Here is an 18,733-nt window from a genome sequence, read left to right as displayed (position 1 = left end):
CGCGCGTCTAGGCTCTGGGGGCGATGGAGGACCCGACCAGAGACGTGCCGCTGCCCGGCCCGGCCGAGCACCGAGGCTCGTCGGACGGTCGCCCTGCGCTGCGTGCGCGCGTCGCGGGGGCTCGCCTCCGGACGGGTCGTGCCGTGCGGGCCGTGCGCGCGTGGCGGCCCCGGCACGGCTGGTGGTCGGTGGTGGCGCTCTCCGTCGCCGCGGTCGTCGTGTCCGTCGGGTTCGGTGTGACGACGGCGTCGGTGCAGGGCGCCCTCGGGCCCCACGTCACCCGGTACGACGTCACCACGGACGCCATCGTCACGATCGACTTCGGCCCCCTGGGCACCCTGGAGATCGACTCGCCGCTGCCTCTGACGCTCGGGCTGCACGCCACGGTCGGGGAGATCCCCGCGAGCGTGACGGAGCTCGGCCAGGCGCGGACCCTCCAGGCGCTCAGCGAGGACCTGACGGCCTACGTGTCGTTCTTCTCCGGCCCCGCCGCCGCGGCCCAGGACGTCGCGTTCGCGCTCGTGAGCAACGCCCTGCTGCGCTCGGCCGTCGCGTTGGTCGTCCTCGTCGCGGGGTGGTGGACCGTCCGGTCGCTGCTCGGCGCGGCCCGGCGGCGCGACCTGCTGGCGGCCCTGCAGCCGCGCGCGCGTCCTCTGACGGCCGGCGTGCTGGCGGTCGTCGTCGGCGCCACCGTGCTGACGTCGAGCGTCGCGCCGGGTGACCGCCCGGCGCCCGACCAGCTGTCGTCCGCCGTGTTCGACGGCACGCCGCTCGAGGGCGCCCGCGTCACGGGCCGGCTCGGCGGCGTCATCGACACGTACGGCTCCTACGCCCTGGACGTCTGGCGCGAGAACGAGGAGTTCTACCGCACCGCCGACGACGCGCTCGTCGTCGCGTGGCAGGAGTGGGAGGCCGACGAGGAGCAGCTCGCGCTGGAGGCCGCACGGCAGGAGGCGGCCGAGCGCGCGGCCGCGCGGCTCGCGGAGCGCGAGGCCGAAGCCGACGCCGACCCCGCCGCGACCGACCCCGCCGCGACCGACCCCGCCGCGACCGCCCTCGGCGTCGGGGGCGGCGAGCAGGACGACGCCGACGTCGCCCCGGACCCGACGACGACCCTCGACCCGACGACGACCCTCGACCCGACGACGACCCTCGACCCGACGACGACCCCGGACCCGACGACGTCGTCCACCGCCACGGCCTCGCCGACCCCGCAGGTCGATCCCGTCGTGCTCGTCCTGGTGACGGACCTGCACTGCAACGTCGGGATGGCGCCGCTCATCGGCACGCTCGCGCGGTTGGCGGGCGCCGACGTCGTGCTCGACGCCGGCGACACCACGATGAACGGCACGTCGGTCGAGCAGTACTGCGTGACGTCGTTCGCGCGCGCCGTGCCGCCCGGGGTGCCCCTCGTGACGTCGCCGGGCAACCACGACTCGCCGGAGACCACGGCGAACTACGCGCGCGCCGGCGCGATCGTGCTCGACGGTGGCGTCGTCGACGTCGCGGGTCTGCGGATCCTCGGTGACAGCGACCCGAACGAGACCCGCGTCGGGGCCGGTGGGACGGCCTCGGGCTCCGATGAGTCACCGTCCGAGATGGCACGTCGCCTCGCGGACGTCGCGTGCGACGACGGCGCCGTCGACCTGCTGCTGATCCACACCCCGATCGTGGGGGACGACGCCCTCGACGACGGCTGCGTGCCCGCCCAGCTCTCGGGCCACTACCACCGGCGCGTGGGGCCCGAGCAGGTCGGCCTCGGCGTGCGGCTCATCTCGTCGAGCACCGCCGGCGCGACCCTCGGCCAGCCGACGGTCGGCCCGCTGCGCGGGATCGCCGAGCTCACGGTGCTGCGCTTCGACCCGGAGACGCGCCGGTTCGTGGACCACCAGGTGGTCCGTGTCGCCCCGGACCGCTCGGTGACGGTCGGGCGTCCGCAGCCCTGGCCGGCCGTCGTCGAGCCGGACGCGCAGGGCGACGACGAGGTTGCCGCGGACGGTGAGGTCGCCGAGGCCGGCGGCACCGCCGGTGACGCCCCGGACGCGCCCCTCGGCGACGGGTCGGCACCGCAGGACGGCTGACGGCGGATGAAAGCGCGCCCGAGGGTTGCGCATGCGTGACACAGATGGTCGCCTGGTGCAGTGCGCACCGCGCCCGGCCCGGCCGAGCGCCGCGCGGTGCGCCGGGGGGAGCGCGTGTGCGACGGGTCACGGTCGCGATGGTCACGGCATGTCTGGTGCTCGCCGGCGGCGCGCCCGCGGTCGCAGGCCCGGGCGAGGACGTCCTGCGCGCGGGTGAGCGGCTCGCGCCCGGTCAGGCCCTGCTCGCCGCGTCGGGCGCCCACGTGCTCGTCGTGCAGCCCGACGGGTCGCTCGGGCTGTACGGGCTCGACGACGTCGTGCGCTGGTCCTCCGGGCGCGGCGTGCCCGGGGCGACGCTGACGACCGACGCCGGAGGCGACGTGCGCCTCGTCGCACCCGACGGCACGCTGCTGTGGAGCACCGCGACCGGCGGCTCGGGAGGGGCGCTGCACCTGCAGGACGACGGCGACGTCGTCGTGCGGGACGCCGCCGGCGCCCTCGTGTGGAGCAGCGGGACCGCGCTGACGCCCTCGACGCTCGACGGGCCGGGTCGGCTGCGTGCCGGCGACGTGCTCTCGTCACCCGACGGCCGGCACACGCTGCTGGTCGCACCGGATCGCGGTGTGGAGCTGCGCGGCCCGGACGGCGCCGTGCGGTGGACTCCGGGGCCGTCGCCGGCGACCCCGGCGGACGCCAGCCCTGCCGTGGGCCTCGACCTGCGCGCCGACGGCAACCTCGTGGCCGTCGACGAGGACGGGGACGTCGTGTGGCGCAGCCGCACCGCCGGGCGCGGACCGGCGACGCTGGCACTGCAGGACGACGGCGACCTGGTGCTGCTCGACGCGTCCGGAGCCCCGGTCTGGAGCGCGGGCACACCGATCGGCCCCGCCGCGCTGGGACCCGGCGGTGAGCTGACCGCGTCGGGGACCCTCGGGTCGCCGTCGGGCCACCTCGGGCTGGCCGTCACCGCGGGGTCGCTCGTCGCGACCTGGGACGGCACGCCGTTCTGGACGTCGCCGACGGACACCGCCGCGACGGCCCGGCTGCAGGACGACGGCGACCTCGTGCTGCTCGACGCCGCCGGGACCCCCGTGTGGGGCACCGGGACGGGCGGGCGCCCCGGCGCGCGCCTCGTGCTGGAGGAGACCGCCGTGCTGCTCGTCGCCCCGCAGGGGGAGGTGCTGTGGCAGCTCGCCGTCCCGCCGGGGCTCGTCCCGACCGGGGTGCAGCCCACGGACTGCGCGCGCGTGGACGGGCCCGTCGGCGAGGGGGACGTCGTGCGCACGCGCAGCGGCATCCGCGTCCACCCGTGCCTCGCCGAGGCCGTCGACGCGCTCGTCGACGCCGCGCGCGAGGACGGCATCGCGCTGCACGGCGGGGGGTGGCGCAGCACCGAGCAGCAGGTCGCGCTGCGCCGAGCCCACTGCGGCCCCACCGACGCCGACGTGCACGACAAGCCCGCCTCGGCGTGCACGCCGAGCACCGCGCGCCCCGGCACGTCCCGGCACGAGCGGGGCCTGGCGGTCGACTTCACGTCGGGTGGTCGCACGCTGGGCGCGGGGTCGCAGGCGTACGCGTGGCTGGTGGAGCACGCCGGCGCGTACGGGCTCGAGAACCTGCCGGGGGAGCCGTGGCACTGGAGCGTCGACGGGTCGTGAGCCCCGCGTCGTGAGCCCTCTACGCTGGGCGACGTGACGGAGAGCCCTGCACCCCTGTCCGCGGTGACCCAGGACTACCTCAAGGTCGTCTGGGGCGCGCAGGAGTGGTCCGACGTGCCGGTGACGACCAAGCTCCTCGCGAGCCGGCTCGGGGTCGGGCCGTCCACCGTCTCCGAGACGGTCAAGCGGCTCGCCGACGCCGGCCTGGTGTCCCACCGGCCCTACGGCGCGGTCGAGCTCACGGCGGCGGGACGCGCCCACGCGGTCGCGATGGTCCGGCGGCACCGGCTCATCGAGACCTACCTGGTCGAGCGGCTCGGCTACGGCTGGGACGAGGTGCACGACGAGGCGGAGGTCCTCGAGCACGCCGTGAGCGACCGGTTCGTCGAGCGGGTCGCCGACATGCTCGGCCACCCGGACCGGGACCCGCACGGCGACCCCATCCCGGCGGCCGACGGCACGGTGCACCTGCCCGACGCGCGGGTCATGTGGGAGGTGGCCACGGGGGACTACCGCGTCGCTCGGATCTCGGACGCCGACCCGGAGCTGCTGCGGTACCTCGAGGGCGTCGGGCTGGTGCTCGACGCGCCCGTGACCCTGGAGGAGCGGCGGGCGGTGACGGGCGTCGTGAGCGTCCGCATCGAGGGCGTGCCGGACCGCGTCGAGCTGGGCGAGGTCGCGGCGAGCGCGATCTGGGTGGCGGCGCGCGCCTGACACGGGCCGCCGCCGCGGTCAGCGCCGACGGCGGCTGGTGCCGAAGATGGTGCGGGTGATCTCGCGCCCGAGCTGCGTGCCGGCGGACCGCAGGAACGACTCCAGCGGGTCGCTGCCGCTCCGCGTCGAGCGGCTGCGGCCCGACGCCCGGTCCGCCTTCGCGCGCTCGCGGTCCTCCCGCGCGGCCTCCTGCTGCGCGGCCCGGGCGTCCTTCGCGGCCTGCTCGGCCGCCGCCGCGGCGGCGCGGTCAGCCTCGGAGCGTGCCATGCGGGCCGAGAGCAGCTCGTGCGCCGACTCCCGGTCGACCGCCTGGGCGTAGCGCGCCGCGACGGGTGACGCCGCGATCGTGGCGTGCACCGTGGCCGCGGCGGCGGGCGCCATCGACGCCTGCGGCGCGTACAGGCGCGTCCACGCGACGGGCGTCGGCGCGCCCTTCTCGCTCAGCACCGTGACGACCGCCTCGCCCGTGCCGAGCTGCTGCAGCACCTGCTCCAGGTCGTAGCCCGACGAGGGGTAGGTGCGGGCGGCGGCCCGCAGCGCCGCCGCGTCGTCGGGCGTGAACGCCCGCAGCGCGTGCTGCACGCGGCTGCCGAGCTGCCCCAGCACGTCCGCCGGGACGTCCTTGGGGCTCTGCGTGACGAACACGATGCCGACGCCCTTGGACCGCACGAGCCGGACCGTGCGCACGACCTCGGCCAGGAAGGCCCTCGACGCGTCCGCGAACAGCAGGTGCGCCTCGTCGAAGAAGAAGACGAGGCGTGGGCGGTCGGGGTCGCCCACCTCGGGCAGCACCTCGAACAGCTCGGCCAGCAGCCACATGAGGAAGGTCGAGAACAGCGCGGGACGGTCCTGCACGCCCGGCAGCTGCAGCGCGGCGACCACACCGCGCCCGTCGGGCGCCGTCCGCAGCAGGTCGGCGACGTCGAACGCGGGCTCACCGAAGAACGCGTCCGCACCCTGTCCCTGCAGCGCGACGATCTGCCGCAGGATGACGCCGGCCGTCGCCGACGAGAGCCCGCCGATGCCCTTCAGCTCGGGCTTGCCCTCGTCGCTCGTGAGGAACTGCAGGGTCGAGCGCAGGTCCGCGAGGTCGAGCAGCGCCAGGCCCTGCTGGTCGGCCCAGTGGAAGACGAGCCCCAGGCTGGACTCCTGCGTGGCGTTCAGGCCGAGCACCTTGGCGAGCAGCAGCGGGCCCAGGTCCGTCACCGTCGTGCGCACGGGGACGCCGTCGCCGACCCCGCCGAGCGCGTACAGCTCGACGGGGAAGGCCGTCGGCCGCCACTCCTGGCCGAGTGCCGCCGTCCGCGCGGACAGCGTGTCGGACACCGGCCCCGCCTCCGCGAGCCCCGTCAGGTCGCCCTTGACGTCGGCGACGAACACCGGGACGCCGGCCGCGCTCAGCCCCTCGGCCATGAGCTGCAGGGTCCGCGTCTTGCCCGTGCCCGTCGCACCGGCGACCAGCGCGTGGCGGTTGAGCATGCCCAGCGGCAGCCCGACGCGCGCCGTGGGCACGGGGGAGCCGTCCTGCAGGAGCACGCCGAGCGGCAGCACCGGTCCCGCGAACGTGTAGCCGGCCTCGATGCTCCGGGCGAGCGCCGACACGGGGTCGTCGGCGGTCGGGGCGTCGTCGCCGGGCGGGGTGTCGTCGGCCGGCGCGGGGTCGGGGACGCCCGCGGCGGGCACCCCCGGGTCCCCGCCCTGCCCGGCCACGGCCGCGCGCGCCGCCGCGAGCGCTGCGGCCGCCGCGACCGCCTCGGCCTGCGCTGCCTCGGCGTGCGCGCGGGCGGCGTCGGCCGCGGCCCGCGCGGCCTGCGCCTCGAGCTCGGCGAGGCGCGCGGCCCCGGGGGTCGGCTGGCTGCTGTCCGGCATGGGCCGATCCTAGGGACCGTCCCGCGGTCGTGCGCACGGCAGGGCGACCACACGTCGGTACGCTTCACCGGTGAGCGACCAGTCCCCGAACCCGGCCCCCGACGACGTCCCCTACCGCTACACCGCCGCCCTCGCGCAGCAGATCGAGCTGCGCTGGCAGGACGAGTGGGACGCGCGCGGCACGTACTTCACGCCCAACCCGGTCGGGGCGCTCACGGACGGCCGTGGCCGGCACGCCGACCCGGCCGCGCGGCCGTTCTTCGTCATGGACATGTTCCCCTACCCGTCGGGCGCCGGCCTGCACGTGGGGCACCCCCTGGGGTACATCGCCACCGACGTCGTCGGCCGGTACCGCCGCATGTGCGGCGACAACGTGCTGCACGCGCTCGGGTTCGACGCGTTCGGCCTGCCCGCCGAGCAGTACGCCGTGCAGACGGGGCAGCACCCGCGCGCGACCACCGAGGCAAACATCGCGATCATGAAGCGGCAGCTGCGCCGCCTGGGGCTGGCGCACGACCCGCGGCGCTCGTTCGCGACGATCGACGCGGACTACGTGCGCTGGACGCAGTGGATCTTCCTGCAGATCTTCGAGGCCTGGTACGACGAGGACGCGGTGCGTCCCGACGGCGGCACGGGCCGGGCGCGCCCGGTGTCCGAGCTGGTCGCGGAGTACGCCGCCGGGACCCGCGCGCTGCCCGTCGACGTCGAGGGCGTCACCGCGGGGGCGACGTGGGCCGACCTCGACGAGGCGACCCGCCGCCGCGTCGTCGACGTGCGCCGCCTGGCGTACCTGTCGCAGACGCCCGTCAACTGGGCGCCCGGGCTGGGCACGGTGCTGGCGAACGAGGAGGTCACGTCCGAAGGACGCTCCGAGCGCGGCAACATGCCGGTCTTCCAGCGCAACCTGCGGCAGTGGAACATGCGGATCACGGCGTACGCCGACCGCCTGACCGACGACCTGGAGCGCATCGACTGGCCCGAGAAGGTCAAGTCCATGCAGCGGCACTGGATCGGCCGCTCGACGGGCGCGCGCGTCCGGTTCGCGGTGCAGGGCGGCGCGCAGGTCGAGGTCTTCACCACGCGTCCCGACACGCTGTTCGGTGCCACGTTCCTCGTCGTCTCGCCCGAGCACCCGCTGCTGGACGAGGTCCCGCAGGCCTGGCCCGACGGCACGTCGAGCGCCTGGACCGGTGGCCACCGCTCGCCGACCGACGCCGTCGCCGACTACCGCCGCCAGGCCGCCGCGAAGACCGCCGTCGAGCGGCAGCAGGACGCGGGCCGCAAGACCGGCGTCTTCACCGGCCACCTGGCCGCCAACCCCGTCAACGGCACGCTGCTGCCGGTGTTCACGGCCGACTACGTCCTCATGGGCTACGGCACGGGCGCGATCATGGCCGTGCCCGGCGGCGACGAGCGCGACTTCCAGTTCGCCGAGGCGTTCGACCTGCCGGTCGTCCACACGATCGACGCACCCGAGGGCACGCCCCCGGGTGCCCGGACCGGCGCGGGCACCGTCATCAACTCCACGAACGACGAGATCAGCCTCGACGGCCTGAGCATCGACGACGCCAAGGAGCGGATCGTCGACTGGCTCTCCGCGCACGGCGTGGGCGAGCGCACCGTCACCTACCGGCTGCGCGACTGGCTGTTCAGCCGCCAGCGCTACTGGGGCGAGCCGTTCCCCGTCGTGTACGACGAGCACGACTCCCCGATCGCGCTGCCGGACTCGGCGCTGCCCGTCGAGCTGCCCGAGGTGCCGGACTTCTCGCCGCGCACCTACGAGCCCGACGACGCGGACTCCGAGCCCGAGCCCCCGCTGGGACGCAACACCGACTGGCTGCACGTCGAGCTCGACCTGGGCGACGGGCCCAAGCGCTACCGCCGCGACGCCAACACCATGCCCAACTGGGCCGGGTCGTGCTGGTACTACCTGCGCTACCTGGACCCGCGATCCGACGACGTGCTGGTCGACCCGGCGCTCGAGCAGTACTGGATGGGGGCCGGCCACGGCTCGCAGGGCGGTGAGTTCACCGGCGGCGTCGACCTGTACGTCGGCGGCGTCGAGCACGCCGTGCTGCACCTGCTGTACGCGCGGTTCTGGCACAAGGTGCTCTACGACCTGGGGCACGTGCACAGCTCCGAGCCGTTCCACAAGCTGTTCAACCAGGGCTACATCCAGGCGTACGCGTACACCGACGAGCGCGGCGTGTACGTCCCCGCGGCCGAGGTCGTGGAGGACGAGACGTCGCCGACGGGCTTCCGGTGGGAGGGGCAGCCCGTGCACCGCGAGTACGGCAAGATCGGCAAGTCGCTGAAGAACGCCGTGTCGCCCGACGAGATGTACGAGGCGTACGGCGCCGACACGCTGCGCGTCTACGAGATGTCGATGGGTCCGCTGGACCTGTCCCGCCCGTGGGAGACGCGCGCCGTCGTCGGCGCCCAGCGGTTCCTGCAGCGGCTGTGGCGCAACGCGGTCGACGAGACGACGGGCGAGGTCGTGGTGTCCGACGACGAGCCGTCGGCGGAGACCCTGCGCGTCCTGCACCGCACGATCGACGGCGTGCGCGAGGACATGGAGGGCATGCGGATCAACACCGCGATCGCCAAGCTCATCGTCCTGAACAACCACCTCACGACGCTCGAGCGCAGCCCGCGGTCGGTGGTCGAGGCGCTGGTCGTCATGACGGCGCCCGTCGCGCCGCACCTGGCCGAGGAGCTGTGGGAGCGGCTCGGCCACGACGAGTCGGTCGTGCACGCCGCGTTCCCGCAGGCCGACCCCCGGTACCTGGTCGAGGACACCGTGACCTGCGTCTTCCAGGTGCAGGGCAAGGTCCGCGGCCGCGCCGAGGTCGCGACCTCCGTCGGTGAGGACGAGCTGCGCGCGCTCGCGCTCGCGGACGCCGGCGTGCAGCGCGCGCTGGCGGGGCGCGACGTCCGCACGGTCGTCGTGCGTGCCCCGCGGCTCGTCAACGTGGTGCCCGCCTGACGCCCGGGGCCGCGCCGCGCCCGCCCCGGGTCGCGGTGGTCACCGACTCCACGGCTGCGCTGCCGCCGGGCCTCGCGGCGTCCGTGGGCCTGCACGTCGTGCCGCTCGACGTCACCATCGACGGCGTGCGGTACGTCGAGGGCGTCGACGTGACACCCGAGCAGCTGCTCCACGCCCTCGAGCGCGGCGCGAAGGTCACGACGTCGCAGCCGCCGCCGTCGGCGTTCGCGGCCGTCTACGAGCGCGCCGCCGCCGCGGGCGCCCACGAGATCGTCTCGGTGCACCTGTCGGGCGAGATGTCGGGGACCGTGCGGTCCGCCCGCACGGCCGCGACCGTCAGCCCCGTGCCCGTGCGGGTGGTCGACTCGCGCACCGCCGCGCTGGGCTTCGGGTTCGCGGCCGTCGCCGCCGCACGGTACGCGGGTGCGCCGGTCGTCGCGGACCCCGACGACCCGGCGGCGGGGGACCTGCCGGACGACGGGCGCGGGGCCGCCGTGCGGCGCTGGATGACGCGTGCGGTGCACCGGGGAGCACCCGCCCCGGTCTGGCCCGACGCGGAGCAGGTGGCCCGCGTCGCCGCGACCGCCGCCGAGAGCAGCCGCGTGTGGTTCCTCGTCGACTCCCTCGAGCACCTGCGCCGCGGCGGTCGCCTCGGCACGGCGGCCGCGGCGCTCGGCACCGTCCTGGGCCTGCGGCCGCTGCTGTCGCTGCAGGACGGCCGGCTCGTCGTGGGCGAGAAGGTCCGCACCCGGCGCGCCGCGCGCGAACGTCTCGAGCAGGTCGCCCTCGCCGACCTCGCCGGTCGGACCACGGCGCGCATCGGCGTGCACCACGTCGGCCCCTCCGACGTCGCGGAGGAGGTCGCCGAGCGCCTCGTGCGGGACGCGGGCGTCCCCGTGGTCGAGGTGCTGATCGCCGACGCGGGCGCGGTGCTGGCCGCGCACGTCGGGCCGGGCCTGCTGGCGGTCGTCGTCACGGACGCGTAGGGCCGTCGGGCGGTCCCGCGGTGCTCGCGTGAGCCGACCACAGCCCCGGCGTCGCGCGGTCTCGTCCACCGGTCCACCGGCGGGCGCACGGGCCGGCGTGCCGTCGTCCTAGCGTGCGGTCGATGCCGCCACTCGACCGCTCCCGCACCGCGCCCGACGTCGCGCGCCGGCTCGTCGCGCTCGCCGCACATCGCGCCGGCGACGACCCGGTGCCCGCGCCGGCCGTGCTCGCGCCGGACCCGACCGTGCCCACGCCGGACCCGACCGCGCCGTCGCCTGCTCCACCCCCCGGCTGGACCCCGCGCGGCCCCGCACCGCGCGAGCCGGCGCCTGACGCGCTCGCGGCGCCGTGGGACCCCAGCGTGACGACGGCGCTGACCGCCGCAGCGGCGACGGTCCCGGTCGCCCCGACCCCCCGGGTGCGGTGGGTGCCGGGTTGGCGGGCCGCCGGGACGGCGGTGCTGCTGCTCGCGCTCGTCGCGGGCGGGGTCGCGCTGCGGTCCGCCGCCGCGCCCCAGGGTGAGCCGGTGGCGCTCCCGACGCCGGCGGTCGCCGGACGCGTGACGGGCGACGCGGCGGACCCGGCGGACGAGCTCGTGGTCCACGTCGTCGGGGCGGTCGCGGACCCCGGTGTGGTGCGGCTCCCGCTCGGCTCCCGGGTCGCCGAGGCGGTCGCCGCCGCCGGCGGCAGCACGCCCGAGGCCGACCTCGCCGGGGTCAACCTCGCGCGCGTGCTCACCGACGGTGAGCAGCTGGTCCTGCCGCAGGTCGGCGCGGCGCCCGCCGCCGTGGTCGGCCCCCCGCAGGACGCCCTGGTGGACCTCAACACCGCCGACGCCGTGACCCTCGAGGCGCTGCCGGGCGTCGGTCCGGTGCTCGCCGCGCGGATCGTCGAGCACCGCGCAGGCAGCCCCTTCACGACCGTCGACGAGCTCGACGACGTCTCCGGCATCGGACCCGCGCTGCTCGCGGAGCTCCGCCCGCGGGTGCGCGTGTGAGCGTCGGGCCGTCGGTCGCCGCGGTGGCGCTCGACCTGAGGCTCGTCCCGCCCGCCGTCGCGGCGTGGTGCGCGGCGGTGGTCGTGGTGCACGCCCCCCAGGCCGTGGCGCGTGCGGTCCTGCTGCCCGGTGCGCTGCTGGCCGGTGCGGCGGCTGTCGTGCTGGCGGCGGCGGTCCGGCACGTCGTGCGGGGTGCGGGTGCACCGACCCCCGGACGTGCGACCGGCCCCGGGCGGCTGCGTCGCGCGGCGCCGGCCGTCGTGCTGGGCGTCGCGACCGCGGCCGCCGTGCTCGTCAGCGGTGCGGTCGCGCAGGAGCAGCGCGCTCCCGCGCCGCTCACGGCCGCGGCCGCGCAGGGCCGGGCGGTCGAGGTCGTCGGGTGGGTGTCGACCGGCTCGCGTCCGGCAGGCGGCGCCGACCCACGTCTGCGGTTCACGGTGACGGCCTCCGCGCTCCGGTTCGACGGTCGCTGGCACCGGGTGGCGGCACCGGTCGAGGTCGTCGCCCCTGCGGCGCCGCCGCTGGGCTCGACCGTGCAGCTGCGCGGCACCCTGACCGCCACGACGCGCGGCGAACGGGCCGCCGTCGTGCTGCGGGCGGGGGACGACCCGGCCGTCACCGGCGCGCCGCACCCGGCGCATGCCGGGGCGGGCCGGGTCCGTGCCGCCGCCCGGACGGTCGCCGCGGGCATGCCGGCGGACGTGCGCGGGCTGCTGCCCGCCGTGACCGTCGGCGACACCGGCGCCGTGCCGGCGGACCTCGTCACGGCGATGCGCGCCGCCGGGCTCGCCCACGTGATGGCGGTGTCCGGCGCCCACTTCGCGATCCTCGGCGCCCTGGTGCTCGCCGCCGCCGGTGCCGTGGGTGCGCCGCTGCCGGTGCGGGTGGCCGCGGTCGCGCTCGCCGGCACGGGTCTGCTGCTCGTGGTCGGCCCGTCGCCGAGCGTCGTGCGGGCAGCCGTCATGGGTGGGGTCGGCCTGCTCGGCCTGGTCGCGGGCCGCCGCGCGGCGGGTCCGGCGGCGCTGGCGGCGGCCGTCGTCGCCCTGCTCGTCGCCGACCCCTGGCTCGGGGTGGACGTCGGCTTCGCGCTCTCGGTCGCGGCCACGGCGGGCCTGGTCGTCCTCGGCCGTCCGCTCGTCGAGCGGTGGTCCCCGCGGTGCGGGCGCGACGCGGCCGCGCTGCTCGCGGCGCCCGTCGCGGCTCAGGTGGGGTGCCTGCCGGTGACGCTCGCCCTGTGGCCGACCCTCGGGCCGTGGGCCGTCGCGGCGAACCTCGTCGTGGCGCCCGCGGTGGCACCCGCGACCGTGCTGGGCCTGCTGGCGGCGCTGCTCGCGGGGCCCTGGCCGGCGGCGGCGGGCGTGGTCGCGGCCGGCGCGGGCGCGGCCTGCTGGTGGATCGCCGCGGTGGCGCGCTGCGCGGCGGGGCTGCCGGGGGCGTCCCTGGCGTGGTGGCCGGGTGCCGGGGGTGCCGTGACGGCGGCGGTCGCCGTCGTGGCGGCGGCCGTGCTCGTGCTGCGTCGTCCACGCCCGGGGTGAGGCCGGGGGAAGGTCTGGACGGGGCCGAGGCTCAGGGGACGCCGAGGGCCGGTCGCGGGCAGGGCGTGTCGGCGCCGTCTGGCAGGCTGGGGCCGTGGCCTCCCGCACCCCTGCCCGTCCGTCCCGCAGCACCGGCGGAGCAGCACGCGGCCGCACCGGCGGGACGTCGGGGGGCGTGCCGTGGACGCACGCCGAGCCGGCGCCGGTGGTGCTGGTCAGCGGACCCGAGGAGCTGCTGGCCGAGCGGGCGTGCGAGCGCATCGTCGCCCTCGCGCGGGAGCGCGACCCGGACGTGGAGGTGACGCGTGTGGACGCGGCCACGTACGCGACGGGCGAGCTGACCGTCCTGACGAGCCCGTCGCTGTTCGCCGACGGCAAGGTCCTGCTGGTCGAGGGTGTCGAGCGGGCCGGCGACGCGCTGCTGCTCGACGCCGAGGCCTACCTGGCCTCGCCCGTCCCGGACGTCGTCGTCGTGCTCCGGCACGCGGGCGGCCAGCGGGGCAAGCGGCTGCTCGACGCCGCGAAGCGCGCCCAGGTACCCACCGTCGGGTGCGAGCAGGTGAAGTCCGACTCCGACAAGGCCGGCTTCGTCTCCGAGGAGCTCCGGCGCGCCGGTCGCCGTGCCGACGCGCGCGGTGTCCGGGCGCTCGTCGACGCCGTGGGGTCCGACCTGCGGGAGCTCGCCGCCGCGTGCGGTCAGCTCGTCGCCGACACCACCGGGCTGATCGGCGAGGACGCGGTGCGGCGTTACCACGGCGGCCGTGTCGAGGCCACCGGCTTCCAGGTCGCCGACGCCGCCGTGGCGGGCGACGCCGGGCGGGCGGTCGCTCTGCTGCGGCACGCGCTCGTGACCGGGCTCGACCCGGTCCCGATCGTGGCGGCGCTCGCCGCACGCCTGCGCACCCTGGCGAAGGTGGGTGCCGTGCGTGGCCGCGGCGCCGCCGCGGCACGCGAGCTCGGCATGGCGCCGTGGCAGGTGGACCGCGCGGCGCAGGACCTGCGCCGGTGGACTCCGGAAGGCCTGGCGGTCGCGATCACCGCCGTCGCGCAGGCCGACGCGGAGGTCAAGGGCGAGGGGCGTGACCCACGGTTCGCGGTCGAGCGTGCCGTCCTGCGCGTGGCGTCGGCCGTCGACCGCTGAGCAGGACCGCGGGCGCGTCGGTCGTGACGTCGCCCGCACGGGGGAGCGATCGCGCGCTGCGCGGGTGACGTCGACGAGCACCAGGACGTGTCGTCCGGCCGGGGCGTCCCGTGCTCAACCGGCCCTCAGGCCCGTTCGTGGTCACACGGTGGGGGACCGGCGGCCGCCGGGATCATGACCTCGGCGCCGGCAGGATCACCCGTCCGGACGCAGCCGGTCCGGTGACGTCGTGACCGGGGCGGGCGTCGCGGCCCTCGGTGCGCTCAGCTGACGAGGCGGGCGCCGGCGCGGTCGAGCACGCCGGCGCGCTCGATCAGGTTGCCCTGGAACAGCGTGAAGCCGAGGTCGCGGGCGTGCCGCAGCACGTCGGGCGACTCGACGTACTCGGCGACGAGCATCGCGCCGAACGACCGCGCGACGCGCACGACCGGGTGCCCCTCGACGTCGAGGTCGCGGACGTCGACCTTGACGAAGTCCGCGTGGGGCAGCAGACGGCGTTGCGCCGGTAGGTCGATGAAGGCGGGCAGCGCGATCCGGAAGCCCTGCTCGCGCAGACGGCGGATCCCGGCGAGCGCAGCGGCGTCGATCTCGGTCGCCGTGCTGACCTCGATGACGAGGCGGTCCGGGCGGGCCGGGAGGGGCAGGTCACCCAGGAGGTGCGCCCGCGGGCACCGCACGAACAGGAGGCGGCCCTGGGCGACGTGCTCGAGGTCGGCACGTCCGAACGTGGCTCGCAGCACGTGGTCGGTCGCGCGCTCGTGGTCGGCCCGGCCCCAGCTGCGGGCGAGCTCCGGGTGGTGGCCCGGGGCCCGGTAGGAGATCTGGTAGGCGAACGGACGGCCGTGGGCCGAGTAGATGCCCTGGCGCGCGACCAGCACCGGTTCGAGGGCGATGTGCCGCTCCCACTCGCGCCGCAGGGCGCGTGGGATGGCCGCGTCGACCGCCGCGCCGAGCTGCGCGAGCGATCGAGTCGAATCGTCCGATGTCATGGCCCCTATGACACCACAAGTCCGGACATGTGATCATCTGAGACGGGGGTGGAATCTGGAATGAGCCGTTCGGGTGGCGGTCTGCTCGCACGGAAGGGGGTGATGTGTCACCCTGTCGGCGACGTGTCCTGACCTGGCGGGCCGTCGACGTCCGAGTCCCCAGGCAGCATGGAGCCCTCACACAGGAGAACGACATGAAGCCCCTCACCAGCGCAATCGCCGCTCTCGCCATCGTCGGCTCGCTCGTCGTCGGTGCCCCCGCAGTGACCGCCTCCGTCTCGCTCAACGGCGGGGCGAGCGGTTGCTGCAAGGACTTCGTCTGATCGGTCCACCCGAGGGGTGCGGTGCCGCGGACCCCGCGTCGCACGCCGTACCCGTCCCCGCCGCACCGGTGCGCGGTGCCCTGCGCGCACCGGTGCGCGCAGGCCCCGCGCACCGGCGTGCGAGATCTCCCGGCGCGCCGTGCGCGACAGGGGATGGCGTTCACGGACGTCATACGTACAATGACTTCTCATGACGACAATCGGTGACCGCGTGCGCGAGGCGCGGTTGGCCGCGGGGCTGTCTCAGACGGCCCTCGCGGGCAACGCCTTCTCGCCCAGCTACATCTCCCTCATCGAGGCGGGGCACCGCGAACCCACGGACGCGGCGCTCGGCGTGCTGGCCGAAAGGCTGGGCACGACCCTCGAGTTCCTCAAGCACGGCGAGGACGGGCCGAACGAGGCGCGCACGCGTCTCGAGCTCGACTACGCACGGCTCGACCTGGCCAGCGGCGATGCAGCCGGGGCCGTGCAGCGCATCGACGCGCTCGACCTCACGGTGGTGACGCCCGTCCTGCGGGTCGAGGCCCTCACGACGCTCGCCCGCGCCCACGAGCTCCTGGGCGAGCTCGAGACGGCCATCACCCTGCTCGAGCCGCTGCTCACCGAGACGCAGGCGCGTCCGGACCACCTGCGTGCGGCCGTGCTCACCACGGCGCTCGTCGGCTGCTACCTGGAGGCGGGCGACCTGCACCGCGCCGTCGAGGTCGGCGAGCGGACGCTGGCCGAGCTCGACAGCGCCGACCTCGTCGGCACCGACGAGCACCTGCGCCTGGCCTCGACCGTCCTGTGGGCGTACGTCGAGCGGGGCGACCTGCTGTACGCGACGCACCGGGCGGCCGAGCTCGTCCGGCTCGCCGAGTCCCTCGGGACGCCGCGCGGGCGGGGGAGCGTCTACTGGAACGCCGCCCTCGTGGCCGAGCAGCGGCGCGACTACGAGCTCGCGCAGCGCTACACCGAACGCGCCCTGGCGCTGCTGTCCGAGGGGGAGCCGGACCGCGACCTGCCCCGCCTGCGCGTCAACTACGCGTGGCTGCTGCTGCGGTCCGACCCGGCGGACCCGCGGGCTGCGCTGCAGCAGATCGACACCGCCGAGCCGGGTCTGAACGCGGTCGGCTCGGCGCTCGACGTCGCTCGCCTCCAGGTCGAGCGGTCACGGGCGCACCTCATGCTGGGCGACGAGGCGGCGGCCGAGGCCGACGCCCGTGCGGCGCTGGCCGGCCTGGGGGACTCGCCGCGGCTCGAGGCGGCCACCGCGCACATCGCCCTGGGTGACGTGCTGGACGCGCGCGGGGACCACCCGGGTGCGACGGCCGCGTTCCAGTGGGGTGCGGACATGCTCGGGATGATGGCGGCGACGCGGCACTCCGCCGGCGTGTGGCGCGACCTCGGGGACCGGTACCTGCGTCGTGGTGACGTCGACGCAGCGGCACGGGCGTTCGACCGGGCGCTGCGCGAGGCCGGGTTCCAGCCGTCCGTGCCGACGGGCGCCCCGCGCGAGACGTGGTCGCTCGGGGGCTGACGCCCCGGACACCGGCACGACGGAAGGGCGGCACCCCTCAGGGGTGCCGCCCTTCCGTCGTTGGTGCGGGACTCGCGTCCCTGCGCGCAGGTGGAAGCTGCGCGCCGCGGCCCCTAGTCGTTGACGGCTAGAGGCCTTGACGGCTAGAGGCCGTTGACGGCCTTCGACAGCGCCGACTTGCGGTTGGCGGCCTGGTTGGCGTGGATGACGCCCTTCGAGACCGCCTTGTCGAGCTTGCGGGCAGCGAGCGCGAGAGCGTTGCTCGCCGCGTCCTTGTCGCCACCGGCGACGGCCTCGCGGACGCGCCGCACGTACGTCTTCAGCTCCGACTTGACGGCCTTGTTCCGCTGACGGGCCTTCTCGTTGGTGCCGATACGCTTGATCTGGGACTTGATGTTCGCCACGTGTGAACTCTCTTGGCTAGGTCGCCGAAGCGATCTGACAGGTCGTTGAGGGCATGCGCAGCGCCAGGACTGGGGCGTGGGGACACCCGCGGGAAAGGCCTGCGCTCGCGCCCGCCGACCCGGGCGGGCACGCGGTTCGACATCCTACCAGCGGTTGAGCTGGGCGGCGGCACGCACCACGGCGTCGTACCGGCGCCGGTCCAGCGCAGCCCCTTCGCGGCGGACGTCCGCCGCGGGCAGCCGCAGGACGCGGTCGAGCCGCACCTCGCTCGGTCGACCCTGCGGGTCCCAGCCGCCGGCGCCGACGTCGAGCCACGCGCGCCCGTGCCGCGCCTCGTCGGACGCGTCGCGGTCGTGGTCCTTGCTCGTGAGCATCAGGGCGACCACGGTGCCGCGCTCGACCGCGAGCACCAGCACGGGTCGGTCCTTGCCCTGCGTCGGGTCGTCCTCGTACGGCACCCACGTCCAGACGACCTCGCCCGGGTCGGGCCGGCCGTCGGCGGTGGGCGCGTACGCGGGGCGGACGGCGTCGTCCGCGCGCGACGGTCCACCCGTCGCCGGGGCCCGCGAGCCTCGGGCTGCCCGTGCCGCACCGGGCGGCGTCCTCGGTGCCAGGAGTCGGCGGGCCACGTTCCGGAGGGCCGTGCCCCAGCGTCCGTCGGTCACGAGGGTCGAGCCTAGTCCGCGCCCCGCCGAACGCCTGGCCGCGGGGGGCACGCGGCCCCTCGGTGAGCCCCGTGGGGACCGCCCCGGGGATTCGCCCGAAATGCCACGAGCGCGTTCGGGTGAGATCGGCGAGTCGATTCGAGCGTCCTTTGTCGTCGATCACCAGGTCAGGACCAAGATGTGCAGACGCGGGTCGCGCGAACGGGGGACGACTATTCCCATGGGAAATGTTTCCCAAACTTCCGCGCGGGAGCGGACCGCATTTGGCGTGTTACGTTTTTCAGGACGACGAGCCTTGTGAGAGGGGCCGTCTTCGCGGCGCTCAGCGTCGAGTCCGCATTGTCGAGCAAGCACACCAAGGGGTCCGTGATGGCCGTTCGCCGCGCACGTGGAAAGAGCCGCAGAATTGTCGTGACTGCTGCATTGGTGACCGTTGTGGGCGCCGGTGCCGCATTTGCCTACTGGACCGCGACCGGTACCGGCGACGGTACGGCGACGACGGGGGAGAGCACGGACTTCGTCGTCGTGGTCGACTCGGCCTCGGCCACGGGCGAGATCGTCCCCGGTGGTGCGGGCATGACGGTTCCCTTCACCGTCACCAACAACGCCGACGGACCGCAGGAGCTGTCGTTGGTCGAGGCCACGGCGGCCGACGCACTGGGAGTCGCGTGGGTGCCGCCCGCCGGTTGCCTCGTCGGGGACTACGTCGTGACGGTCGACCAGGGGCTGATCGGCTCCGTCCCGGGTGACGGCGGGGTGGTGAACGGTGAGGTCCTCGTGACGCTGACCGACACCGGGGTCGACCAGGACGCCTGCCAGGGCGCGGTCGTGCCGCTGCACGTCGTCGCGTCCTGACCGCCTGAG

15 protein-coding genes are annotated in these 18,733 nt (G+C 76.0%); 11 read left to right on the top strand and 4 right to left on the bottom strand.

The window, feature by feature from the left end:
* The first annotated feature begins 23 nt into the window (after positions 1-23).
* From OKX07_RS12030 to OKX07_RS12020, 3 genes are all read left to right on the top strand, one after another.
* Positions 24-2,081, top strand: a complete 2,058-nt coding sequence (locus OKX07_RS12030; protein ID WP_265628307.1) for a metallophosphoesterase family protein — start codon at positions 24-26, stop codon at positions 2,079-2,081.
* Between the two features lie 137 nt (positions 2,082-2,218).
* Entirely contained in the window at positions 2,219-3,739 is a 1,521-nt protein-coding gene (locus OKX07_RS12025) for a D-alanyl-D-alanine carboxypeptidase family protein (RefSeq protein WP_265628306.1), read from the top strand.
* Between the two features lie 33 nt (positions 3,740-3,772).
* Complete coding sequence (locus tag OKX07_RS12020; protein WP_265628305.1) at positions 3,773-4,453, top strand: metal-dependent transcriptional regulator; 681 nt, start codon at positions 3,773-3,775, stop codon at positions 4,451-4,453.
* A gap of 18 nt (positions 4,454-4,471) precedes the next feature.
* Here the strand turns inward: OKX07_RS12020 and OKX07_RS12015 are convergent, their stop codons facing one another.
* Positions 4,472-6,322 carry a helicase HerA-like domain-containing protein gene (locus tag OKX07_RS12015; protein ID WP_265628304.1) on the bottom strand — a complete coding sequence of 617 codons (1,851 nt, stop codon included), beginning with the start codon at positions 6,320-6,322 and terminating at the stop codon, positions 4,472-4,474.
* 70 nt (positions 6,323-6,392) lie between these two features.
* Here OKX07_RS12015 and leuS point away from each other — a divergent pair, with 70 nt between their 5' ends.
* The 5 genes from leuS (at position 6,393) to holA (ending at position 13,968) form a co-directional block, all read left to right on the top strand.
* Complete coding sequence (leuS, locus tag OKX07_RS12010) at positions 6,393-9,308, top strand: leucine--tRNA ligase (RefSeq protein WP_265628303.1); 2,916 nt, start codon at positions 6,393-6,395, stop codon at positions 9,306-9,308.
* A 35-nt stretch (positions 9,309-9,343) separates the two neighbouring features.
* Positions 9,344-10,294 (top strand): DegV family protein, encoded by a 951-nt coding sequence (locus tag OKX07_RS12005; RefSeq protein ID WP_265628302.1) that lies wholly within the window; start codon positions 9,344-9,346, stop codon positions 10,292-10,294.
* A gap of 122 nt (positions 10,295-10,416) precedes the next feature.
* Positions 10,417-11,292: a ComEA family DNA-binding protein gene (locus OKX07_RS12000; RefSeq protein ID WP_265628301.1), complete on the top strand. Its 876-nt coding sequence runs from the start codon at positions 10,417-10,419 to the stop codon at positions 11,290-11,292.
* Positions 11,289-12,827, top strand: coding sequence for a ComEC/Rec2 family competence protein (locus OKX07_RS11995; protein WP_265628300.1), 1,539 nt, complete (start codon positions 11,289-11,291; stop codon positions 12,825-12,827). Before OKX07_RS12000 ends, OKX07_RS11995 begins: the two co-directional genes overlap by 4 nt.
* 175 nt (positions 12,828-13,002) lie before the next feature.
* On the top strand, positions 13,003-13,968 hold the full coding sequence (gene holA, locus OKX07_RS11990) for a DNA polymerase III subunit delta (RefSeq protein WP_265631914.1): 966 nt from the start codon (positions 13,003-13,005) through the stop codon (positions 13,966-13,968).
* 263 nt (positions 13,969-14,231) lie between these two features.
* Here the strand turns inward: holA and OKX07_RS11985 are convergent, their stop codons facing one another.
* Positions 14,232-14,957: an EAL domain-containing protein gene (locus tag OKX07_RS11985; protein WP_265628299.1), complete on the bottom strand. Its 726-nt coding sequence runs from the start codon at positions 14,955-14,957 to the stop codon at positions 14,232-14,234.
* Between the two features lie 194 nt (positions 14,958-15,151).
* Here OKX07_RS11985 and OKX07_RS11980 point away from each other — a divergent pair, with 194 nt between their 5' ends.
* Together OKX07_RS11980 and OKX07_RS11975 are read left to right on the top strand one after the other, a co-directional pair.
* Positions 15,152-15,280, top strand: coding sequence for a hypothetical protein (locus tag OKX07_RS11980; RefSeq protein WP_263598882.1), 129 nt, complete (start codon positions 15,152-15,154; stop codon positions 15,278-15,280).
* A 190-nt stretch (positions 15,281-15,470) separates the two neighbouring features.
* Positions 15,471-16,799: a helix-turn-helix domain-containing protein gene (locus tag OKX07_RS11975; protein ID WP_265628298.1), complete on the top strand. Its 1,329-nt coding sequence runs from the start codon at positions 15,471-15,473 to the stop codon at positions 16,797-16,799.
* A 143-nt stretch (positions 16,800-16,942) separates the two neighbouring features.
* Here OKX07_RS11975 and rpsT read toward each other — a convergent pair whose 3' ends face one another.
* Together rpsT and OKX07_RS11965 are read right to left on the bottom strand one after the other, a co-directional pair.
* Positions 16,943-17,203, bottom strand: a complete 261-nt coding sequence (gene rpsT, locus OKX07_RS11970; protein ID WP_265628297.1) for a 30S ribosomal protein S20 — start codon at positions 17,201-17,203, stop codon at positions 16,943-16,945.
* 144 nt (positions 17,204-17,347) lie between these two features.
* Positions 17,348-17,869: a type II toxin-antitoxin system PemK/MazF family toxin gene (locus tag OKX07_RS11965; RefSeq protein ID WP_265628296.1), complete on the bottom strand. Its 522-nt coding sequence runs from the start codon at positions 17,867-17,869 to the stop codon at positions 17,348-17,350.
* A 426-nt stretch (positions 17,870-18,295) separates the two neighbouring features.
* On the opposite strand from OKX07_RS11965, the gene OKX07_RS11960 reads away from it, so the two are divergent.
* Positions 18,296-18,724 (top strand): hypothetical protein, encoded by a 429-nt coding sequence (locus OKX07_RS11960; protein ID WP_265628295.1) that lies wholly within the window; start codon positions 18,296-18,298, stop codon positions 18,722-18,724.
* Positions 18,725-18,733: the final 9 nt, after the last annotated feature.

Origin of the sequence: Cellulomonas sp. S1-8, from assembly GCF_026184235.1 — a bacterium.
Taxonomy (GTDB): domain Bacteria; phylum Actinomycetota; class Actinomycetes; order Actinomycetales; family Cellulomonadaceae; genus Cellulomonas.
This window is presented reverse-complemented; position numbering and strand designations above follow the sequence as displayed.